The sequence below is a fragment of the Streptomyces sp. NPDC002602 genome, from assembly GCF_042889445.1.
Classification (GTDB): Bacteria; Actinomycetota; Actinomycetes; order Streptomycetales; family Streptomycetaceae; genus Streptomyces.
On record NZ_JBIAQX010000018.1, the window covers coordinates 109136 to 127814 of the forward strand.

An 18679-nucleotide genomic window follows, 5' to 3' on the forward strand; every position below is an offset into this window, starting at 1 on the left:
GTCACAGCCCTGCTAGCGGTCAACTCACCGGCCGCCGAACGGAGCTCCGGCGAAAGTCACCGGCACACTCACCGCCCCGGCGACCGCCACCCATTGCAGTCACCGCCCCAAGTCACCGGCTCCGAACGCCGGCCGGTGAGTCACCGCACGACTCACCAGCCCCGACCCGCGCCCGAATCCCCGCCGTCGTGATACGTACCGATACCGGCCGTGTCGCGGTCGTCCGCCGCTTCGGCCGTATGGAGGCCTCCGCCATGCCGGCGTCACGCACGGCAGCCACAGTGATCTTGGAAAGAGCGGCGACCGCAGGGGAGACAGTCGGGTGACGTTGAGACCGCCGGTACAGTCGATGCTCGCGCAGGCCGCGGAGTCGGTGCCGGGCCCCGGCGTGCTCGGACCGCTGGCCTTCGAGCAGAAGTTATGGACAGGGTTTTGCGGTGTCCGGTGTCCGGCCGGTCATGCTGAGCAAACCCTCCAGTATTGAGACCGTGCACGATCTGGTGTCAGCGGCGGCTGTTACGGTCCGGCCATGACACGCCCCGACCACGTACTTGCTGTCCTGCGCCGGAATCCTGATCTGGTGAGGCTGGCTGCGGGATCCTTCGATTTTGATCTTGACCGGGCCGAGCACGTGGAAGAGGTCCGTCTGGCGAGCGGAGCGCCGCTGAGGGCCGTGGCGGGCGATGACACCGGCGGAACCTATTTCATATGTGCCGACGGGGCTGTGCTGTACGCGAGCTCCGAGGGCGAAGCGGGCCTCATCGGCGCCAGCATGGACGAGGCTCTGGAGATTCTCTTCGGTCTGCCGGGCTGGCACGACTACACCGAACTCGACCTCGCGGCCGATGAAGAGGTGCTGGAGGCGGTGTTCAACCGGACCGAAGACGAGATTCGGGACTCTTACGGCCCTGAGCTGGACGCCGATCGCAGCATGCTGCTGAGCGGGTTGGGTCTGCGCGAGCTCTCCAGGAGGGAGCTGCTGCGCAGGCTCCAGGAATCCCTTCTGCGGACCGAGCCGGAGTTCCTGCTGGTGAACGCGTACGAAGGCTGCGCGTACGCGTTGCTGGACCGTCTTCGGCGCCCGCCGCTCTGGCAGGCGGTTCTCGCTTCCGGCCGGGCCGATCTGGCCCGGATGAGGGCGGACCGCGACTGCTGGGACGCGATTGCGGGCGATCCGGTACGGCGGGCCACCGTCCTGCGCGCAGCCCAGTACGACCGGCAGCCGGCCGACCTGCAGCTTCTGCGCATACTCCTGCGACAGGAAGTCCGCCGCGGCCCCACCGAAGAACTCCGCCTCGCCGCGGTCCTGGTCGCCCTGCACGGTGAGACGCAGGACCACGGTCTGCTGCGGTCTCTGCGGGAGTCCGACCCCGATTTCCACTTCCTGTTCGGCGGTTTCCCCGATTCCGCACGGGCCCTCACCCAGTGGGCGGCCGACTGGGATGAGTCGAACTACGGCCAGGATCCCCATGACGAATACGACCTCACCTGGACGGCGCTGGCCCGCCGCCAAGGGCAGACCGAGCTGGCCCGCGCCGCGCTCATACGCATCCTCGATGACACAGGCCCGCGTGATGGGGCCCTGCTCGGGTCTCTCGCCAACGAGCTCAAAGCCCTGGGGGATCTCGGGCAGGCGATCCGGGCGCGCAGCCTGCACGCGTCCCTGCAGGACGACGCCGACAAGCGCGGCTCGGCCCTGGCCAACCTCGCCTCTTTGCAACGCCGCCACGGCGAGGTCGAGGCAGCCTGGCAGTCCCTTCAACGGGCGGTCACGCTACTTGACGGCCCGCCGCCACCGCCGCCTACCAATCAGCTGGCGCTCGATCTTGATCTACCGAAACCGTCCTGTCAGACCCTCGCTTGGCGCGAGCTCGGCCTGGGGATGAGGGTCACCGAGGAACACTTCCTCATCACACAGGCCGCTGTGCCGCTCGGTCTGCACGAGGTGGCCCAGGCAGCACTCCGGTCGGGGATAACCATGCTCGACGGCCTTGCTCACCCCACCGAGAATCTGCGCCAGGCCGCAGAGGCTGCCCAGACGCTTGCAGCACCCCGGCCCGCCTGAGGATCACCCTCTTCTATGGGTGTCGGCCGGTGGGCAGCGCGATGAGCGTGCCCTGCCGCCTGAGGGCGTCGTTTTCGAGGGCGAGCTGGCGGATGGCTTCCTCGTACAGGGCCAGGGTGCGGCGCAGGTCGGTGTTCTCCCGCCGTAGTCGGCTTATGTTCTCCTCCGTGCGGCCGCTGATCGTTTCGGCTGGGGCCGGTTGTGTGTGGGGGCTGGGACGCGGGGCAGGAAGTGTTCCTCTACCAGGTCGCGGTAGTGGCGGTGGAAGGTCGCGTGCGGGATGCCGAGGTGCCGCTCGACTGCGGTGACGGTCGGGCGGCGTCCTGCCGCTAGGGCCTGTTCGAGGACGGTGTCGATGGCCGCCTTGACGGTTTCGGTATCTGGCAGCGGGCGTTTCACGGGCTGGTCTCCGGGGTGTGGCGGGTGAGGAACGCTTCGGTGGCGGTGGTGTGCTGCTCGGTGAGCCGGTGGCGAAGGTAGGGGGCGAGGCGGTCGCCGTCGGCGAGGGATGCCGTCAGTTCTGCCATGTGCTCGGTGAGGGCGCGGTGGTTATCGGGCGTCAGCGCGGTGTTGCGGCAGGCAAGTGGCTGGCAGTCGGCCATGGCCGGGATGTCGGGCGCGGTGGCGGCGGGGCGGCAGAGGGCGCGGTCGGGGTTGTAGACGCAGGTGAGGAAGCGGCCGGGGTAGAGGTGGGGGTCGTGGCGGGCGATGATGCGGCGCAGGCGGGCTTCGTCGGTGACCACCTTGCCGTCGAAGACGGCGTACTGGGCCAGGGCCGTGAGGCGTGCCTCGGCCTCGGCGCCCGCAGGTCCTGTCAGCCGGGGACGGTCGGGGTCGGCGGCCATGTCGGCGAGTACCTGGCCGCGCGTGAGGGCTTCTTCGGCTTCGACCTCGTCGCGGAAGCCGGATGTGCTGGTGCCGGCGTAGCCCTCGAACATCTGGATGCGCTGGTGGCGGTACTGCAGGGCGCCGGCGATGGTGCCGCCGGGGCGGCGGGCGATAAACCAGGCAAGGGTGCGGCGGAACTGCCGTGTAGTCAGGTGCGGCAGACGGCCCTGCGTGGTGGGGATGCCGTCCGGGCGTGCGTGTCGGGCGCAGTAGGCGTTGATCCAGCCGATGAGGGCGGTGATGCCGGTGTTGGTGGTGTTGCTGTCGAAGACGGCGCCGGGCGTCGGCGACTGGCGGTGGTGGTGGGAGCTGGGCAGGAACGTAAACAGGTAGGGCTGATTGTCGGGCTGAAGGCGCTCGGGGACGGCGATGGCGCGGGCGACCGGGGCGGTGACGATCCAAGCGGCGGGCACACCGTGGGCGTTTTCACCCTTGAAGGCGAGGCTGTGCAGGCGGTGGCGGTAGACGGTCCCGTCCGGGGTGCGCTGGAGGATCAGGCAGCCGCGCTTGAGGTGTTTGATCTCGCTGTCGCGCATACCAGAGAGGTAGGCGATGACGATCCAGCAGGCGATGTGCAGCAGTTTCTCCAGCTTCCCGGTCTCGTAGTACGAGATCCCGTCCGCCCAGGGCCGGCCGTTGAGCAGACCCCGGGCTGGTTGGCTGAGGTAGCAGTCTGTGTCGACGCCGAGCTCGCGGGCGGCTCCTGCGATGACTCGGCGGGCCTGGCCCTTCTTCATCCGGTCCTCGGGGTAGCCGAGCAGCCGCGCGAGGAACGCCGTACTCGGCACGGGGTCCTTGCTGCCGGTGCCCAACCGTGGCGGGGCTGCCGGTAGCGGCTGTCCCCGGCGCCGGTAGTCGGCCAGCAGCCCGTCGAGCGCGGTGAGCGGGTCCGGGCCTGCGGGGGACCGGGCGTCGATCCGGTCGCGTTCGTCGCGGGCTTGGAGGACATCGTCGGAAAAGTCCTCGACCCAGCGCATGGCCCAGATCAGCAATGGTCCCAGGACCGGTTCGGAGATCCGGTCGGTGCGGTTTTCTGCCGCATGGCTGGAGTGGGCGCGGGCCAAGGCCTGCCACACGGGGCGGCGGACTGGATCCTCGGTCAGGTGGTGGGGAAGGCGGGTGCGGTAGGCCCACAGCATCCGGACCGCGCGGCGGTAGCGCCGGGTGGAGCTCGGGCACAGCCGCAGTCCCACGACGTGGTGGTGGTAGGCGTCCAGGTCGTCTCCGTTGAGCTCGGCGAGGGGGCGGCCTGGGGCGTGGACCCACAGCAGGAAGGCGTGAAGGCAAGAGAAGTAGGTGCGGATGCTGTCGATGCTGAGGGGTGGCTCGCCGGCCGGTAGATCTTCGGTGAGCAGGGCGTGGCACAGGTGCTTGGCGGTGGCTGCCAACGGCTGCGGGAGGCTGGTGAAGTTCAGGGTCATCGGCTTGCGGTCGGCTCGCAGCCAGGCCGGGTCCAGGACCCAGATGTCGTCGGCGAAGCGGGACGTCTGCTCCAGCCGGGCTTCCGGGCGCAGCGGCCGCCCGGTCAGGACCAGGGCGTCACCGGGCACAGGTCCGGCTTCGGGGACCGGCTCAGTGGCGGGGTGGGTCATGGCTGTTCCTTCGGGCCGTCGATCAGGCTCAGGGGCAGCACCGGCCGCACCGCGGCCGCGGTGGCGCGCTGGGCTGGGCTGAAGCGGGGCAGGATGTCGCGGGTCAGGACCTGCCAGGTGGCACCATGCCGTCGGCCCACTCTGCGGCGTCACGGTGCTGGAGGTCGTCCTGGAGGGTGTCGGCGAGCGCGAGCAGGGCCGGCAGGTGGCGCTCCAGCACGAGGGCGTTCGGGCAGGTGAAGCACGTGGTGCGAGAGGTGGCGGAGGAAACAGGCGTGCGGGTGGTGGTGGAGCGCCTGGCGGCGGTGACGGCTTCCCCGCCGGTGCGACACGGTAACGGTGACCGGGCGCAGTACCTGGAGCTCGTCTTCGCCTGCCGCCCGACGCATCCGGACCAGTCGCCTCGGGTCTGCGACGACGAGTCGGTAGAGGTCGCCTGGTTCCCGTTGAACGCCCTGCCGCCGATGAGCGAGCGAATGCGGGAAATCATCGCGCTCGTCGAGAAAGACGAGCCCCAGGCCTGGTTCGCGCCCGCACCGTGAGGTCGTAGCCGCTCCGCCCGCCCTGACCTGCCTCGTCCGAGAAACGGGGGTATTCACCCCTTTGGTGAAGGCCTGCACTGCTACGTGCTCGAAGCCCCGCTGATCATCGTCACGGTTGGCTGTTCGAGGATGGGCAGGCAGGGGCTGCCCGAGGACGACCGGATCGCCCTCCCTTGGCCGGAGCTTTCACAAGTGCAGGTCCGCCTATGAGGGGGTCAGAGCGGTTGCAGCACGGCTTGGATGCGTGCGCGGCTGTCTGCGGTGGCCGACGTGCCAGGGGCGGCCGCGAGTTCGGCGTCCAGCTCCCGCAGGCGGTCGCCGACGCGGGTGGAGGTGATGGTGCCCACCAGGGTCAGTGCTGTGTCGGTGGTGGCCGCGGCGGCCTCGGGTTGACCGGCGCGGACGTGAGCTCGGGCCAGGGCGATCTGGTCGAAGGCTCGGCTGCGCACCCGGTCGGTGGGCCGGTCGGCGGTGCCCTGTTCGATCAGGGTGATGGCGTGGCCGACTCGGTCGGGGGCGTGCTTGGCGGCCTCGTACTCGCAGACGCCGGCTGTGACGCGGAATTCGGCGTGGTCGAACCAGGCGGCCCAACCGGGAGTTGTTGCGGGGTCGTCGTTGGCGAGGGCCTGTTCGGCGGCGCCGGTGGCTCGGGTCATCTCGTCAAGGTGGCCGAGAACCGCGTGCGAGCGCGCTTCGAGTGAGCACAACAGGGCTCGCAGCCGACCCGGGCGAAGCCTGCGGGTGCCGTACTGGGCGGCCTGGACGAGTTCGAGAGCGTCTTCCGTGCGCCCGAGGTGGTTGGCCTGTCGGGCGAGGCAGTTCATCAGGTGCCCGCCGATCCCTGCGCCGTCGCGGCCGGCCTGTTTGGCGGCCTGGAGCCCAAGAAGAAGGTAGTGCTGGGCGTCGGCGTGGGCACCGGCGTCGTGGGTCATCCAGCCGGCGACGGAAGCGAGCTCGGCGACGGCGACGAACAGGGCGCGGCCGGTCTCCTCGGTGTAGGTGCCGGTGCGGGCCAGGTGGGTGACGTGCTGGAGCTGGCCGACGACCGCGAGACGGGAAAGGCCGCCTCCGTGCTCGTTGTCCAAGTCGCGGAACGCGTCGGTGGTCGCCTCGATTCGTGCCACATCCGAGAGCCCGAGGCGGGCTCCGGGGCGTTCGGGGGCGTGCAGGGGTTCGAGGTCGTGCAGGTGCAGCCACGGCTGGACAGCGTGGACAAGGGCAGCGCCGGACATGAGGCGCGCTCGGGACGGGCTGTGATCGTCGGTCACGGCATCGCTCCGGGTGGTGTCGAGTATGGCGGCCACGACCGCGCGCGCGGACCACGCGTCTGCCATCCGGTGCGGTTCGACGTCGGTCAGGCCCAGGTCGGCCGGGGTGAGCGTGCGGCCGTGGCACAGGCGACTCATTGCCTCGGCGAGGAACGAGGGGACCGGGTGGCGGGGCCGCTCGCCCTTGTTGATCCAACGGGAGACGCGCGAGCTGTCGGTCTGGATGTCCTGGCGGCCGTGTCGGGCGGCGACGAGCCCTACTTCCGTCGCGATCCGGCTGTAGCTGGCGCCCGAGGCGCGCACCCAGTGCGCGAGGGCTTCGTTGGTCCTGGACTGCGTCACCGTGTCCACCTGGTCCGAGTGAGGGATTACTGCGGGCATGGCAAAAGGGTGCGCGTTCAGGCTACGCCGGAAGCGTCGAACTCTGCGCTGTTCAAACGTAGTTCGCAGTGAATCGCAGCGTTGTCGCCGCGCCGCTGCGCTGAGGAAACGCAGGCAAGCGCAACCGCTTCGCCGTGGAAACGCAGCGCGTTCAAGGGGTCAACTGGTCTCAGCCCGGCAGCACCAAGCCGGGCGCAGAACGGAGGGGCGCCCTTCCGACCCGTTTCGAGGCCGACAGCCAGCATGTCGCACCGGTCTTGGACGACCTGTTTCGACAGCCCTACTCGAAGGAGTTCCGTCATGGAGAACACCGAGATCCAGTCCCCCGAGATCCTCGCAGTCTCCGAGGTCTTCACCACCCCCGAGGTCGCCGACCTCGGCCCGGTCACCGAGGTCACCCTCGGCAGCGGTGGCTTCAACAACGCCGACAGCACCATGTACTACCAGGGCTGACCTGACGCCCGGCGCCGTACGGCGCCACCTTGGGTGAACGCGCGCCCGGGACAGCCGGCCCTCACGGGCCGGCCCGTTCCGGGCGCGCGTCGCCTTTCCCGGAACATCCCATCAACAGGGGGAGTCCCCGATATGAGGCACGTCGCAGGCACGGTCACCCACGCGCCCCCGCTCACCGCCGGTCCGCGCCCGCGGGGCGGGACCGAGATCCACGACGACGGCACCCTGCGCGTGTGGGCCGTCGACCACAACCCCCAGGTGCGGCGCGCCGTGTCCCGGGACGGCACCGCGGAAGTCTTCCTCGTCGGCGCCTGCCTGGCCTCGTCGTCGGAGGCCAGGGGCGCCGCAGACTCGGCCGCGCGCGGCTACTGGCACGCCGCCGGTCGGCTGCCTGGTTCCTACCTGGGGATCGTCAGGGTCGGCCGCACCGTGCGGATCTCGGGCGACCGCGCCGCCACGGTGCAGGTGTACTGGACCGCCACCGAATCCACGGTGACCTGGTCGACGTCCGCCTCCGCCATGGCCGCTCTCACCGGGGCCGCCCCGGACCCTGTGCGGCTGCTGGCAGAGATCACCACCTGGGGTGTGGAACCCTGTGTGAACGGCTGGTTCCAGGGCATCCACCGGGTCCCGCCGGGAAGCGCGTTGACCGTCGCCCCCGACCTTCCCCCCGCGCTCCAACGGCTCCCCGCCCCGGCCCGCCTCTCGTTCGCTGATGCCGCCGAGGCCCTCCGGTACGAACTGCCTCTCGCGGTGGGCCGCCGCACCCTGACCGGCCGGCCGCTGTCGAGCGACCTGTCCGGCGGCGTCGACTCCACCTCGATCGCCTGCCTCGCCGCCGCCCACACCGACCTCACCGCCATCACCTACGTGGATGCGGCGATGGCCGACCAGGACGACACCCGGTACGCCGCTGAGGTCGCCGCCACCTACCCGGCCATCAGCCGACACCTGGTCGACGGGCGACGTACCGGAAGCCGGCACTTCGACCAACTCACCGCCCCCACCGGTGTCCCCGTCACCGACACCCCCGCCCTCAGCGTCGCCATGCTCGGCATCCTTGAGGCCCAACTCGCCCCCGCCCTCGCCGCCCACAGCACCGGGCATCTCAACGGCTGGGGTGGCGACAACGTCCTCGACGCGTTTCCCTTCCCGGCCGACCGCTACCGATCCGGCGCCCGCGCTGCGGCGCTTCGCGACGCCCACAAGCTCGCTCGGGACCGCCGGAGCTCCGCCCACCCCGTCCTGCGCACCGTCGCGGCCGCCGGACGCCGCACCCACCCCAAGGCGCTGGCCGACCTTGCCGACACCGTCCTCGCAGCCCCCGCCCCGCCAGGGCTCCCCGACGCCGCCGACGTGGCCCGTTGGTGCGGGCGGCTGTCCACCGACCGGTGGCTCACCCCGGCCGGCCGCGCCGCACTGGCCGGCTTCATCGGCGCTCGCGCGCAGAGCGCCGACCCCACCATCGGGCCCGGGGCCTTGCGTGAACGCCTTGCCCTGGAAGCAACGGGCAGTGAGCACGCCAACCTCGACACCGTCACCCGCACCCTGTGGGGCCTGCCGATGCACGCCCCCTTCCTCGACACCCGAATCGTTGACATCTGCCATGCCGTCCCCGCCTGGGAGCGCCGCCGTCCGGGCGACTTCAAACCCCTGGCGCGCGCCGCCCTCACCGGCCTGGTCCACGCCCCGGTCCTCTCCCGCCGTACGAAGACCCCGTTCACCGGCATCTACGACGGCCTTCGCGTCAACGCCCCCGCCCTGCGTGGACTGCTCACCGGATCGACGCTGGCCGAATCAGGTCTCATCGACACGAGCGCCGTCCTGTCCTCCCTGGACCGGACGATCCACGGCTCCCCGGCCGACCTGGTGAGCCTGCACACCCTGGTCGCCATCGAGGTGTGGCTGATGAACCGCCCATCCTTCGACGACTGGTGGGCGCCGACCCCGACCCGGGAGACAAACCGATGACCGCGCCCCGCCTTCACGCCGCCCGCGGTCCCGCCGGCGCGGCCGTCCTCGACCTGGCGACCGGCCGATGGCACGTCCTCGACCCCATCGCCGCCACCCTCCTCGACCTGCCGGCGGACCCGCTGGAACGGGCCGCCGCGATCGAGAAGGCAACCGCCCGCTGGGCCGCGACCGGCGCCGACCCCGACCGGGTCCGGGCCGATCTGACCCGCGTCGCCGCCGACCTCGACCACCTCCGCGCCGGACGCCCCGTCGACCACATGCCGCCCGACCCGCCCCCGACGGTCCGCTTCACCCCAACCGGCCGCCCCTCCTTGCGAGGCCGGGCCGCCGCCGTCATCGGCCTGGCCACCGCCCTGCTGCTCCTGCGGTTCCTGCCGATCCGGCACGTCGTCGCCGTCGCCCGCGCTGCGACCCGCCTGCCCGGTCGCCCCGCCCGTGTGCGGGACGCCGAAGCCGTCCTCGCCGCTGTCCGAGCAGCGGGGACATGGTGGCCCGGCCGCGTCGCCTGCCTGGAAGAGTCCCTCGCCGTCCACTTGGCCGCCGCGCTCACCGGCCACTCGGTCCGGTGGGTCCTGGGGGCCCGGTTCAAGCCGCACGGCGCCCACGCCTGGATCGTCGCCGACGGACACGTGATCGGGCAGGACGAGAACGACCGCGTCTGGCCCTACCTGTCCGTCCTCACCACCGAGCGATTCGAACAGGTGGTGGAGTAGGGGTAGTGGCGTAACCACCCGTATGGGTGAAGCGTTGCGGGAGATGTGACAGACACACAACCCCGCCCCCTGACCACGCCGCATCCCCGCACGCCCCTCGGGGAGCGGTTCGGGAACCGCTTCCGCCGCCGCCGCCGGCGGCCGGCGCCCGAACCCCTCCCCGCGTGGACGCTCGGCAGCGAACGCCACGAGGACCGCAGCGACGGCCTGCTCACGATGATCCGCACCCTGCCCCGCCTGATGCGGATCACCCTGTCCCTGGCCTGGCGGGCCGACCGCACCGCCCTGCTGCGCCTGGTCACACTCCAACTCGCCGTCGGCGCACTCACCGCCGTGGCCCTGTACCTGACCCGGATCGCACTCGCCGCGCTGTTCGCCGCAGGCGCCCCGCTGGAACGCCTCGACCGCGCCGAACTCGCCCTGCTGGCCACGGCGGCCGTCGCGGCGGCCCGCTCCCTGGCCTCCGCCGCGACCGTCGCGACGACCGCCCGTCTGGGCCCCCGCGTCGACGGCCACGCCGAAATCGCCTATCTCGACGCCGCCACCCGCGTCCCCCTTGCCGCCTACGACAACACCGCCTGGTGCGACCACGGCGAGGCCGCCAACCGCGCCGCCAAGGACGCCCACACCATCGTCGAATCCCTCGTCACCCTCATCGGCGCCGCGCTCGGCATCGCCGCCGCCGCCGGCATCCTGACCACCCTCGACCCGCTGCTGCTGCCCCTGCTGCTCCTCGCGGTCCTGCCCCGGGCCTGGGCCGCAGCGCACGCCGCCCGGGCCGCCCACCGCGCCGACCGGCACGCCGTCGGCGACCGCCGGACCCGACACATCCTCATGTACCTTGCCGCCGGGCGCAGCACCGCCCTCGACGTCCGAGCCGGCACCATGCGGCTTTGGCTTCTGGACCAGTACCGGACCGTCAGCCGCCGCCTGGAGAACCACACCGCCCGCATCGGCGCCGACACCGCCCGCCGACAGCTCGCAGGCGACACCCTCGCCGGTGTTGCCACCCTCCTCGTCTACGGCGCGCTGCTGTGGCTGGCCGTCCACGGCCGGATTCCCACCGCGGACGCCGCGACCGCGCTCATCGCCGTCCAGACCAGCCGGGCACTGCTGACCGGCATGGCCACCGGCCTGACCACCACCTACCGTATGGGCCTCTACCTGGAGGACTGGGCAGGCTTCCTCACCGACGCCAAGGCCCGCATTACCCTCCCGGCCGCCCCCGTTGCGGTTCCCGCGAACCCCGCGGTCATCCGCGCCGACCGCGTCACCTTCACGTACGAGGGCGCGTCCGCCCCCGTCCTCACCGACATCTCCCTGACCGTCCGACGGGGGGAGATCCTCGCCATCGTCGGCCACAACGGCGCCGGCAAGTCCACACTGGCCAAGCTCCTGGCCGGTCTCTATACCCCTACCGGCGGCGCCGTCACCTGGGACACCACCGACCTCACCACCGTCGACCCCGACGAACTCTTCTCCCGCCTCGCGATGCTGCCCCAGGACATCGCCCGCTGGCAGGCCACCATCCGAGAGAACATCACCCTCGGCCAAGGAGACCAGAGCGACCACCATGTTCTGGCCGCCGCCCGTGCCGGGGGCGCCACCGAGGTCATCAACTCACTGCCCGACGGACTCGACACCCACATCCGTCCCTCACAGTCCGGCGGCAGGGACCTCTCCGGCGGCCAATGGCAGCGGATCGCAGCGGCCCGCGCCTACGCCCGCAAGAACGCACCCCTGCTGATCTGCGACGAACCCACCAGCGCCCTCGACCCCCGAGCCGAACAAGCCGCATACGACCGCATCCGCGAACTCGCCACCGACCGCACCGTCATCCTCATCACCCACCGCCTCGGCTCCACCCAGCACGCCGACCGCATCATCGTCCTCGACCACGGCCGCATCCTCGAAGAAGGCACCCACAAAAGCCTCTTGCACGCGGACGGGGAGTACGCCGCGATGTGGACCACGCAGGCCCGCGCCTACACCACGGCCCCCGTCCCGTAGCCCACAGTGCCCGCCACCCCGCCACCGGGGGCCAATGAGATTGGCCGGGCACGGCGGCCAAGCGCCGGGCCCTGCGGGGCCGCGTCAGGCGGATGCCGATGCGGCGTCCTGGCGGCGGGGGCCGGCAAGCCCCAGTTGGTAGGCGCGGGTCACGGCGTGGGCGTCAGTCTCGCCGCCGAGGGCGGTGACGAGGCCACGCAGGTCACGCCGTACCCCGTTGATGTGACGGTACGTCTTCCGGGACATCTGCACCGTGGAGTACCCCGCGATCAGCAGCGGAAGCAGCTCCCGCTCTCCGTCCGTCAGCGTCACCTGGGCGCCGTCGGACGGAGGGATCTCCAGAACCTCGGCGTCGTGGGCCGCGGCGACCAGGGCGGAATGCACCGCCGAGGAGCCAACCTTGCGTGCGGCGTCGTTGCGGTAGCTCTTGGCGGTGATCTGGGTGATGCCGAGCTTCTCGGCCACCGACTTGAGCGTGCCGCCCTCAGCCAGTTCCCGAACGACCTGCCCCTCTCGGGGAGTGAGACGAACGGAGATCACGGCGTCACCAGCCCACGGTTCTCGGCGGGGCGGACAAACGCGTCGATGGCTGCCTTGTTGTATCCGTAGAACTCGCCACGCAGCCGGTCGTCGTTCGAGTCGGGCGGCGCGTCTCCCCACTGAATGCCGTGGCAGGTGTCAAGGCACGGGGACCAGCGCAGACGTACGTCAGGGAAACCGTAGCGGCCGGCCAGAAGGTTCCGGACGGCTAAGCCGATGAGCAGATCGGAGGTGGCGAAGTAGCCTCCGCGCCGTGGGCCGCCGACCGCGACGGCGAGCAGCGGTGCGCGGAACACACGAATCGCCACACTTTCGGCGAGCACGGACGGGTCCGCGAGCAACGCCCGGAAGTGATCGAAGTCGTAAGCTTCTTGGGCCGGAGCCAGCGTGACGGTCATCGGGGGTACGAGAAGGTTCGTCACGCCACGGCCGCCGTCAGGGGCCGATGGGGGGCGATGATCTGCCCGTCCGGGAGCAGTTCCCCGGTGTCCTCGAAGAGCAGGACGCCGTTACAGAGCAGGCTCCAGCCCTGTTCCGGCCGGAAAGCCAAAGGTAGTGCGGCTTCCCGATCGGAGGCTTCCGCAGTCGGGCAGTGTGGGTGGTGCTGGCACATGATATTTCCTCTGCTTGGGGCGGCCCTCCGCCGGTGGCCCAGGGGGGAGGGGGCTTCCGCCGGAGGGCAGTTGGAGCCCGCGCCTGGCCGCCTACGAGACCCGCCGGCGGGGAGGCGCGGGGGTTTCAGGGGGAGGGAGTCGAGGGCTCCGAGAAGGGCGCCAAGAGGTCAAGCAGACCCAGAGCGGTCAGAGCCATACGCCGCAGGTGGACCCGGATGCCGATGAAGTCCCCGGGTACCTCCACGTCGAGGAGGGCGCGGGCTCTTGCGACGAGCACGGTGAAGCCCTCGTCCTCGGGGGCGACACCGACGAGCCTCATGAGGTAGCCGCGCATCCGGAGACTGAGATCGGAGATCTCATCTTCATCCGGCACGTAGTCAAGTCCGAGGATGTCTTCGAGGGCATCGAAGATCGAGTCCACGACCGTGGGGGTCTGCACCGGCCGCAGCGCTTCGAGGACGCGCAGGACGGTCGTCTCACTGGCGTCGAAGACATCGGCTCGGCTCGCCGTGGCGTCTCGGGACAACTCGGGTTGGGGCGGTTGACGCACCGGGTCCGTCGCCGTTCCTCGGCGATGGAACAGACTGATCAGGCTCACCGGTGTCCCTCCGGCGTTTCAAGATCGTGGCGGATCAGACACCAGACCCGGGCGCCGTCCTCGCAGACTCCCCAGGCGTCAACCACGGCGTCAACGAGGGACAGGCCTCGACCGCTCGGAGCGAGCGGGTCAGGGGAAGGCTGCTTCGACACCCAGGGACTGCCGTCGCAGACCTCGATGCACAGCTCGGCCGCGGTGAGGAACAACCGGACGGTGACCGAGGCGCCCCGGCCGTGCACGAAGGCATTCGTGACAAGTTCGGAGAGAACCAGGCAGGCCGGGTCCGTGAGGGGTGCAAGGCCCCACAGGCGAAGACACGCGGCGGCGATCACGCGTGACTGCCGTGGCCGCTGCCTGTCCTGCGTACCCGGCTCCCCGTCCGAGCAGCGCAGGAAACTGAACTCGGCCCCGCTGGTGATGGTTGCGCGAGCGGGGATTCGCGCCGGGTACAGAGGAGTGCTCAAGGCCGTCACGGCGGTACTCCTTGGCAGGCAGGACGGTGGGAGCCGCCCAGAATCAAAGAGCTCCAGGGGCTGATCATGCCCCGTCTCCGAGCGGCTCGACTACCGTCCTACCAACCGCAGTTGACGTGCAATCGAAATGGCTATCGCAATTGCTCCTCCGCGTGAACTGGTATATGACAGGGGGCGAACCGAACCTCGGTGAAGGCGCACCGGGGGTCAGATGAGGCGAACCCGTACTCGCGCAAGGGGAACCGAAGCTGCCACCATCGGGGCCGAGGCTCGCGCGGTCCGAACCGGACAGAGAGGAGGAGACATGGCGGCGAACGTGCGGGCAACGTTTCTACGAATCGTGCTCGGAGCCGAACTCACCCGTCTCCGCGAACAGGCAGGGTTGACGGGAGATCAGGCCGCGAGGTCCGTGGGGTGTGCACCCTCGGCCATCAGCCGGGTGGAGAACGGCACCTCTGGCTTCCAGCGGATAGAGCAGTTCACCAAGCTCCTCGACGCCTACAAGGTGCCCTTCGAGGGACAAGAGGTGCTCACCGACTGGTACCGGAACGCGAAGGCGGACGGCTGGTGGGGGCCGAGCGTGTCGGTCCTGCCGTCTGGCATGAGCCTCTTCCTCGCCTTCGAGTCCGGCGCCAAGGTCGTCAAGGCGTGCACGCCGATGGTGGTGAACGGACTCCTTCAGGCCGAGCGCTACGCTCGCGCGCTCATCGAATCCGCGAGGATCGCAGACGATCGCACGTTGGCGTTCGTGGAGAGCGCGGTCGAAGTTCGGATGACCCGCAAGAAACGGATCACCGAGGAAGGCATGGAACTCGTCTGCATCATGGACGAGTCCGCCATCACGAACATGGTCGGCAGCACGGAGATCATGCTGGAGCAGTACGAGGAGATCGAGCGCCTGGCGGCGTTGCCCAACGTCACCGTACGGATCATCCCCTCCTCGGCTCCCACGTATCGCGTCTTCGGCGAGTTCCACGTCCTCGACTTCGACCGCAAGGAGCTCCCCGACCCGGTCGTCGTCGCGAGCAGCACCCTGGACCAGGGCATGGAGTGCTTGTCGAAGCCGAGGCCGGTCAAGCAGTTCGTCCGTCGCTTCGACATCCTCGCCCAGGGCGCCCTGCCCGCCCACGAGACCCCCGCATTCCTGCATCGAGCAGCACGAGAGGTAACGAGATGAGCAGCAGCAACACCGTTCGACCGTACGGGCAGTGGTTCAAGTCCTCGTACAGCGGTGACGCCAGCGGAAACTGCGTGGAGGCGTGCCCCCAGCCAGGCGCCGTCCACGTCCGGGACTCCAAGCGCAACGCCGAGACGGACGCGCCCGTTCTCGGATTCACCACGGCCGCGTGGGCGGCGTTCGCCACACACACAGGTGCCGGCGGCCGCTGAACGTAGGGGCGGGCGGCCTCCTCACGATACGGAGGATGCCGCCCGCGCTGACCAGCTTGCCGTGGGACAAGCATCGGCGTGGATTCGGCACCTGTCCCCAAGAAACCGTTACGAGTGCTGCCGAGTGGATCAGACCATCGGTGATTGGGTGAAGACGTACCGGACGGGGGCTTTGCCGTCGTTCTTCCAATCGAGCTCGATCACCACGGCGGTCACGGCCTGGCCGGCGCCGTGGCCGGTCGTGAACGAGGGGGTGGTCACCGATCCGTCGCGGGCCCGGTCGAGCCGCTCGTGCAGGTCGGTCCACCGCGTCAGGCCGGCCGCCCGGCCGGGCCGCTTCCCGGTCACGCTCACGCCGGTGCCGGGGCTGTTGAAGATGCCGCCCGGGGTGAAGATGCTCGCGGGCAGGTCCCAGGACACCTTCGCCCAGTGGGCGACCCGACCGCCGGAACGTTTCGCACAGGCCTTGACGGTGAACTTCCAGTTGTCGGGCCAGGGACCGCTGTAGGTGGGGGTGTCGATGCTCTTCGAACTCGTCTTGCACGCCTCGGCGGCCTGCGCCGGCGCTGACAGCCCCAGCGCGGCGACGGCGGTCACCGTCACCGCGGCCGTGACCCCGTACCTCGCCCCGGACCTGGTCCCGCGCATCGAATCCGCCTCCCGTGATCGTCTGCCGTGACAACGACAGACGGCCGGAAGGGTCATTCCTGCGACCTGCGGCGCGGACAGGGCAGGTCGGGCCCGTCTGTCCATCGGGCGCGCTCCGACGTACACCGCGCATCCACCCCACGGGCCCCCGCCGATGGGGGAGTCTGGGGTCATGGACCACGATCAGGCTGCGCCGGGCCCCGGGTGTACGGCACGGACCACGACGACCCCAACCCCGGCCCACGCCCGGGACGCACCTACCGGGAACTGCTCGGCGGACCCCTCGACGGGCAGCTGCTCGACGTCACGGACTGGATGCCCGAAGAGATCTTCACGGGCGCTCTGTTGATCACGCCGCTGGGGATGTACGGGCCGGGCGGCCGGTCAGACCACGGTCCCCGCGAGGGTGATCCGTTCGGGCCGTGGATCTGGGCGGTGACACCCCCTGACCCTCCGGTCCGGGGGCGTTGTGGGCATGTCGAGCGGGGTCGTCACCGGCTGGTGGCGGCCCTGCTTCGCTGTGTCCGGGCCAGGCCGTCAGTGTCCCCGGGTGGGTGATCTCGTCCTCGCGTACGCGGGCGCACCAGGGATGAAGCGTCATCTTTGCGGCGTGCGGTCCAGGGTGGCGGGGTGGCCACCGGAGCGGCAGAAAGATTCGTTCCGAGGGACGTTTCCACTCATTCGTGCGAAGAATAGTGGGGAACGGCTGTTACGGAACTTGCTGCTCCGGTTGGGTGACGGGCGCAGGAGTGCGCCCGGTGGTGCGCTCCGGGCGCAATGATCGACTGCGCCGCGCCCGCCATGGGTGGGTGTAGCGGGGGATCGGAGGCTCCCACTGCCGGTTCCACTTGCGGTGCGCCTCTGGGTCCTCCGCCGTATCCCCCTGTCCGTGCACTCTGCGGTGCAACCCGGTTACCTAGCCGCGCAAGTGCCCCCTTGCGGGAGTCTTTTCGCAGTTCAGGCCTGGTAACAGGCGCTTCGGTAACAGGTTTGGTAACTGGCCGGGTAACAGGTGCTGGGTAAGCCCGGCTTGCCCGGTCACCGGTCTGGTCACCGGTCCCTGCGCGGCGAACTCACCGGTGAGTGGTGGTGCCGGGGCCGAGGGTGCGTCGGTCCGATGCTGGCTCGGTGTGTTCGCCGGTGTGGGGGGTGTGGTGGGGCGGGGGCCCGAGCCGAGTCGGCGGCGTTCGTTCATCTGTCCAGTCTCCAAGGCCCGTTCCGGGCCGGTCGCTTGCCCCCGCTGCCGGTACACATGGAGGGAAACAAGGGGGAACCATGGGGGGAAACAAGGGGGGAGACATGGGGGGAAACAAGGGGGGAGACATGGGGGGAAGCGGGTCCGTCGCCCCGTCGGTGTCATCCCTGGTCAGGTCCGGTATCGCGGCCGGTGACTGGCCGGACTTACTTGTATGTGGGTTTGGGTTTGGTTGTTCGGTTCTTCTGTCTGTGCCTGGGCGGTTGCCGGATGGTTCGATTCGTCGGGGTTCGGGTCTGGGCGGTCGCGGGTCTGGTCGTTGGACGGGGTGAGGGTGTGGTTCAGGCTGTGGGGGTGTCGGTCGGTCTGTGAGTCGGTGTGCTGTCCGGTGGGCTCTCTGAAAGTTCTCGGAGGGCTGGTACTAGATTTTGAGGTTTCCCCCCCATGACCCGGGTGTCACCGCGCTTGCATGCCTAATGGTTCGGCGTCGCACGGTGCTGTCTGCCCGTCAGCGGACCGTCCGCCGGGCGCAGTGGGAGGGAATCCTCATGTCCATCACCGAACAACAGCAGCAGTCGTCCCGGTCTTGGCAGCCGGCCCCGCAGGCTTCGGGCACCCACCCGGTCCAGGCCGTCACGTTGGGCTTGGTCGTGGTCCTGGTCCTCGCGGGGACCGGCTACGTGTGCGTCGCGCACCCCGCGCTGACCGCCGCGGTTGCGGGGCCGGCTCAGGCCCGAGGGTGGGGGCATGCCCGTAGCCCGATTGGTTGCACAAGGACGGGCGCGGATACCGGGCCCACGACTACACCGGTTCGCCGACTGTCTGACGCCCGCCCCCCTCGATCGTGTGGCGCGGGGCTGGCCGTTTCTCGGATGAGGTGGGCGGGACGTGGAGTGAGTTCCAGCCTTTCTGTTGTCGGAAGTTCTCGGAAGTTCTCGGGTTGCCTCGGAAAGCCTCACCGACCCTCACTGAGGCTCACTCCTGCTCTGTGGCGGGATCTGCTCCCAGGCCGCTCCCCGTCTCGTGGAGACGTGCCAGACTCCCGGCATGGCAAGAATCAGCCAATCCCCGCGCAGGTCTTCGTCTCGGTCAAAGACATGAGAAGACACCTGAGGACATTCGAAGAAACTCAAAGAAACGTGCGGGCCGGGTCGCGCATGTGACCTGCGGTGACCCGGTCTTGGCTGGTTCTGCCGGCGCTGCTGGAGGAACCCATTCGTACGACCTACGTTGAGTGCTCAGGCGGACGTATGGCTTTCAGCGGCAGCGAATGCCCGGCGAGAAGCCTCGAATGCAGGCGGTGATCAATCTCTGGGGGTGATTTAAATCGCGATGT

General features: G+C 69.9%; 16 protein-coding genes and 1 pseudogene. 9 read left to right on the forward strand and 8 right to left on the reverse strand.

Annotation, left to right across the window (positions count from 1 at the left end; translation table 11 throughout):
- The first annotated feature begins 529 nt into the window (after positions 1-529).
- Positions 530-2065 (forward strand): hypothetical protein, encoded by a 1536-nt coding sequence (locus ACFYW3_RS32980; RefSeq protein ID WP_389388216.1) that lies wholly within the window; start codon positions 530-532, stop codon positions 2063-2065.
- 395 nt (positions 2066-2460) lie between these two features.
- On the opposite strand, the gene ACFYW3_RS32985 is transcribed toward ACFYW3_RS32980, so the two are convergent.
- Positions 2461-4545 (reverse strand): hypothetical protein, encoded by a 2085-nt coding sequence (locus ACFYW3_RS32985; RefSeq protein WP_389388217.1) that lies wholly within the window; start codon positions 4543-4545, stop codon positions 2461-2463.
- A 245-nt stretch (positions 4546-4790) separates the two neighbouring features.
- Between ACFYW3_RS32985 and ACFYW3_RS32990 the strand changes: the two genes are divergently transcribed.
- On the forward strand, positions 4791-5087 hold the full coding sequence (locus ACFYW3_RS32990) for an NUDIX domain-containing protein (protein ID WP_389388218.1): 297 nt from the start codon (positions 4791-4793) through the stop codon (positions 5085-5087).
- A 215-nt stretch (positions 5088-5302) separates the two neighbouring features.
- Here ACFYW3_RS32990 and ACFYW3_RS32995 read toward each other — a convergent pair whose 3' ends face one another.
- Positions 5303-6736 (reverse strand): transcriptional regulator, encoded by a 1434-nt coding sequence (locus ACFYW3_RS32995; RefSeq protein ID WP_389388219.1) that lies wholly within the window; start codon positions 6734-6736, stop codon positions 5303-5305.
- Between the two features lie 300 nt (positions 6737-7036).
- Between ACFYW3_RS32995 and ACFYW3_RS33000 the strand changes: the two genes are divergently transcribed.
- The 4 genes from ACFYW3_RS33000 to ACFYW3_RS33015 all read left to right on the forward strand — a co-directional run bounded on the left by ACFYW3_RS33000 (position 7037) and on the right by ACFYW3_RS33015 (position 11886).
- The gene (locus ACFYW3_RS33000; protein ID WP_159041364.1) at positions 7037-7189 is read left to right on the forward strand and encodes a hypothetical protein; all 153 of its coding nucleotides are present in this window, start codon (positions 7037-7039) and stop codon (positions 7187-7189) included.
- 132 nt (positions 7190-7321) lie between these two features.
- Positions 7322-9160, forward strand: a complete 1839-nt coding sequence (locus tag ACFYW3_RS33005) for an asparagine synthase-related protein (protein WP_389388220.1) — start codon at positions 7322-7324, stop codon at positions 9158-9160.
- Entirely contained in the window at positions 9157-9876 is a 720-nt protein-coding gene (locus ACFYW3_RS33010; RefSeq protein ID WP_389388221.1) for a lasso peptide biosynthesis B2 protein, read from the forward strand. Before ACFYW3_RS33005 ends, ACFYW3_RS33010 begins: the two co-directional genes overlap by 4 nt.
- 45 nt (positions 9877-9921) lie before the next feature.
- Complete coding sequence (locus tag ACFYW3_RS33015) at positions 9922-11886, forward strand: ABC transporter ATP-binding protein (RefSeq protein WP_389388222.1); 1965 nt, start codon at positions 9922-9924, stop codon at positions 11884-11886.
- An 84-nt stretch (positions 11887-11970) separates the two neighbouring features.
- Here ACFYW3_RS33015 and ACFYW3_RS33020 read toward each other — a convergent pair whose 3' ends face one another.
- From ACFYW3_RS33020 to ACFYW3_RS33040, 5 genes are all read right to left on the reverse strand, one after another.
- Positions 11971-12426, reverse strand: a complete 456-nt coding sequence (locus ACFYW3_RS33020; RefSeq protein ID WP_389388223.1) for a LuxR C-terminal-related transcriptional regulator — start codon at positions 12424-12426, stop codon at positions 11971-11973.
- Positions 12423-12824 carry a DUF6302 family protein gene (locus ACFYW3_RS33025; protein WP_389388224.1) on the reverse strand — a complete coding sequence of 134 codons (402 nt, stop codon included), beginning with the start codon at positions 12822-12824 and terminating at the stop codon, positions 12423-12425. Before ACFYW3_RS33025 ends, ACFYW3_RS33020 begins: the two co-directional genes overlap by 4 nt.
- A 20-nt stretch (positions 12825-12844) precedes the next feature.
- Positions 12845-13039 carry a DUF5999 family protein gene (locus ACFYW3_RS33030; protein WP_389388225.1) on the reverse strand — a complete coding sequence of 65 codons (195 nt, stop codon included), beginning with the start codon at positions 13037-13039 and terminating at the stop codon, positions 12845-12847.
- Between the two features lie 125 nt (positions 13040-13164).
- Entirely contained in the window at positions 13165-13638 is a 474-nt protein-coding gene (locus tag ACFYW3_RS33035; protein ID WP_389388226.1) for a DUF6415 family natural product biosynthesis protein, read from the reverse strand.
- The gene (locus ACFYW3_RS33040; protein ID WP_389388227.1) at positions 13635-14111 is read right to left on the reverse strand and encodes an ATP-binding protein; all 477 of its coding nucleotides are present in this window, start codon (positions 14109-14111) and stop codon (positions 13635-13637) included. Before ACFYW3_RS33040 ends, ACFYW3_RS33035 begins: the two co-directional genes overlap by 4 nt.
- A gap of 304 nt (positions 14112-14415) precedes the next feature.
- On the opposite strand from ACFYW3_RS33040, the gene ACFYW3_RS33045 reads away from it, so the two are divergent.
- Both ACFYW3_RS33045 and ACFYW3_RS33050 read left to right on the forward strand, forming a co-directional pair.
- Entirely contained in the window at positions 14416-15288 is an 873-nt protein-coding gene (locus ACFYW3_RS33045) for a helix-turn-helix domain-containing protein (protein ID WP_389388228.1), read from the forward strand.
- A complete protein-coding gene (locus tag ACFYW3_RS33050; protein WP_053677132.1) occupies positions 15285-15500 on the forward strand; it encodes a DUF397 domain-containing protein in 216 nt (71 codons plus the stop codon). Before ACFYW3_RS33045 ends, ACFYW3_RS33050 begins: the two co-directional genes overlap by 4 nt.
- Positions 15501-15629: 129 nt before the next feature.
- On the opposite strand, the gene ACFYW3_RS33055 is transcribed toward ACFYW3_RS33050, so the two are convergent.
- On the reverse strand, positions 15630-16148 hold the full coding sequence (locus ACFYW3_RS33055) for a hypothetical protein (RefSeq protein WP_389388229.1): 519 nt from the start codon (positions 16146-16148) through the stop codon (positions 15630-15632).
- A 204-nt stretch (positions 16149-16352) separates the two neighbouring features.
- Here ACFYW3_RS33055 and ACFYW3_RS33060 point away from each other — a divergent pair.
- Positions 16353-16580, forward strand: a pseudogene (locus ACFYW3_RS33060) (hypothetical protein); the annotation flags it as partial.
- Positions 16581-18679 lie beyond the last annotated feature (2099 nt).

Coding starts and splice junctions, on each gene's coding strand:
- ACFYW3_RS32980 (WP_389388216.1), top strand. CDS start 530: ATGACACGCCCCGACCACGTACTTGCTGTCCTGCGCCGGAATCCTGAT.
- ACFYW3_RS32985 (WP_389388217.1), bottom strand. CDS start 4,545: ATGACCCACCCCGCCACTGAGCCGGTCCCCGAAGCCGGACCTGTGCCC.
- ACFYW3_RS32995 (WP_389388219.1), bottom strand. CDS start 6,736: ATGCCCGCAGTAATCCCTCACTCGGACCAGGTGGACACGGTGACGCAG.
- ACFYW3_RS33000 (WP_159041364.1), top strand. CDS start 7,037: ATGGAGAACACCGAGATCCAGTCCCCCGAGATCCTCGCAGTCTCCGAG.
- ACFYW3_RS33005 (WP_389388220.1), top strand. CDS start 7,322: ATGAGGCACGTCGCAGGCACGGTCACCCACGCGCCCCCGCTCACCGCC.
- ACFYW3_RS33010 (WP_389388221.1), top strand. CDS start 9,157: ATGACCGCGCCCCGCCTTCACGCCGCCCGCGGTCCCGCCGGCGCGGCC.
- ACFYW3_RS33025 (WP_389388224.1), bottom strand. CDS start 12,824: ATGACCGTCACGCTGGCTCCGGCCCAAGAAGCTTACGACTTCGATCAC.
- ACFYW3_RS33030 (WP_389388225.1), bottom strand. CDS start 13,039: ATGTGCCAGCACCACCCACACTGCCCGACTGCGGAAGCCTCCGATCGG.
- ACFYW3_RS33045 (WP_389388228.1), top strand. CDS start 14,416: ATGGCGGCGAACGTGCGGGCAACGTTTCTACGAATCGTGCTCGGAGCC.
- ACFYW3_RS33050 (WP_053677132.1), top strand. CDS start 15,285: ATGAGCAGCAGCAACACCGTTCGACCGTACGGGCAGTGGTTCAAGTCC.
- ACFYW3_RS33055 (WP_389388229.1), bottom strand. CDS start 16,148: ATGCGCGGGACCAGGTCCGGGGCGAGGTACGGGGTCACGGCCGCGGTG.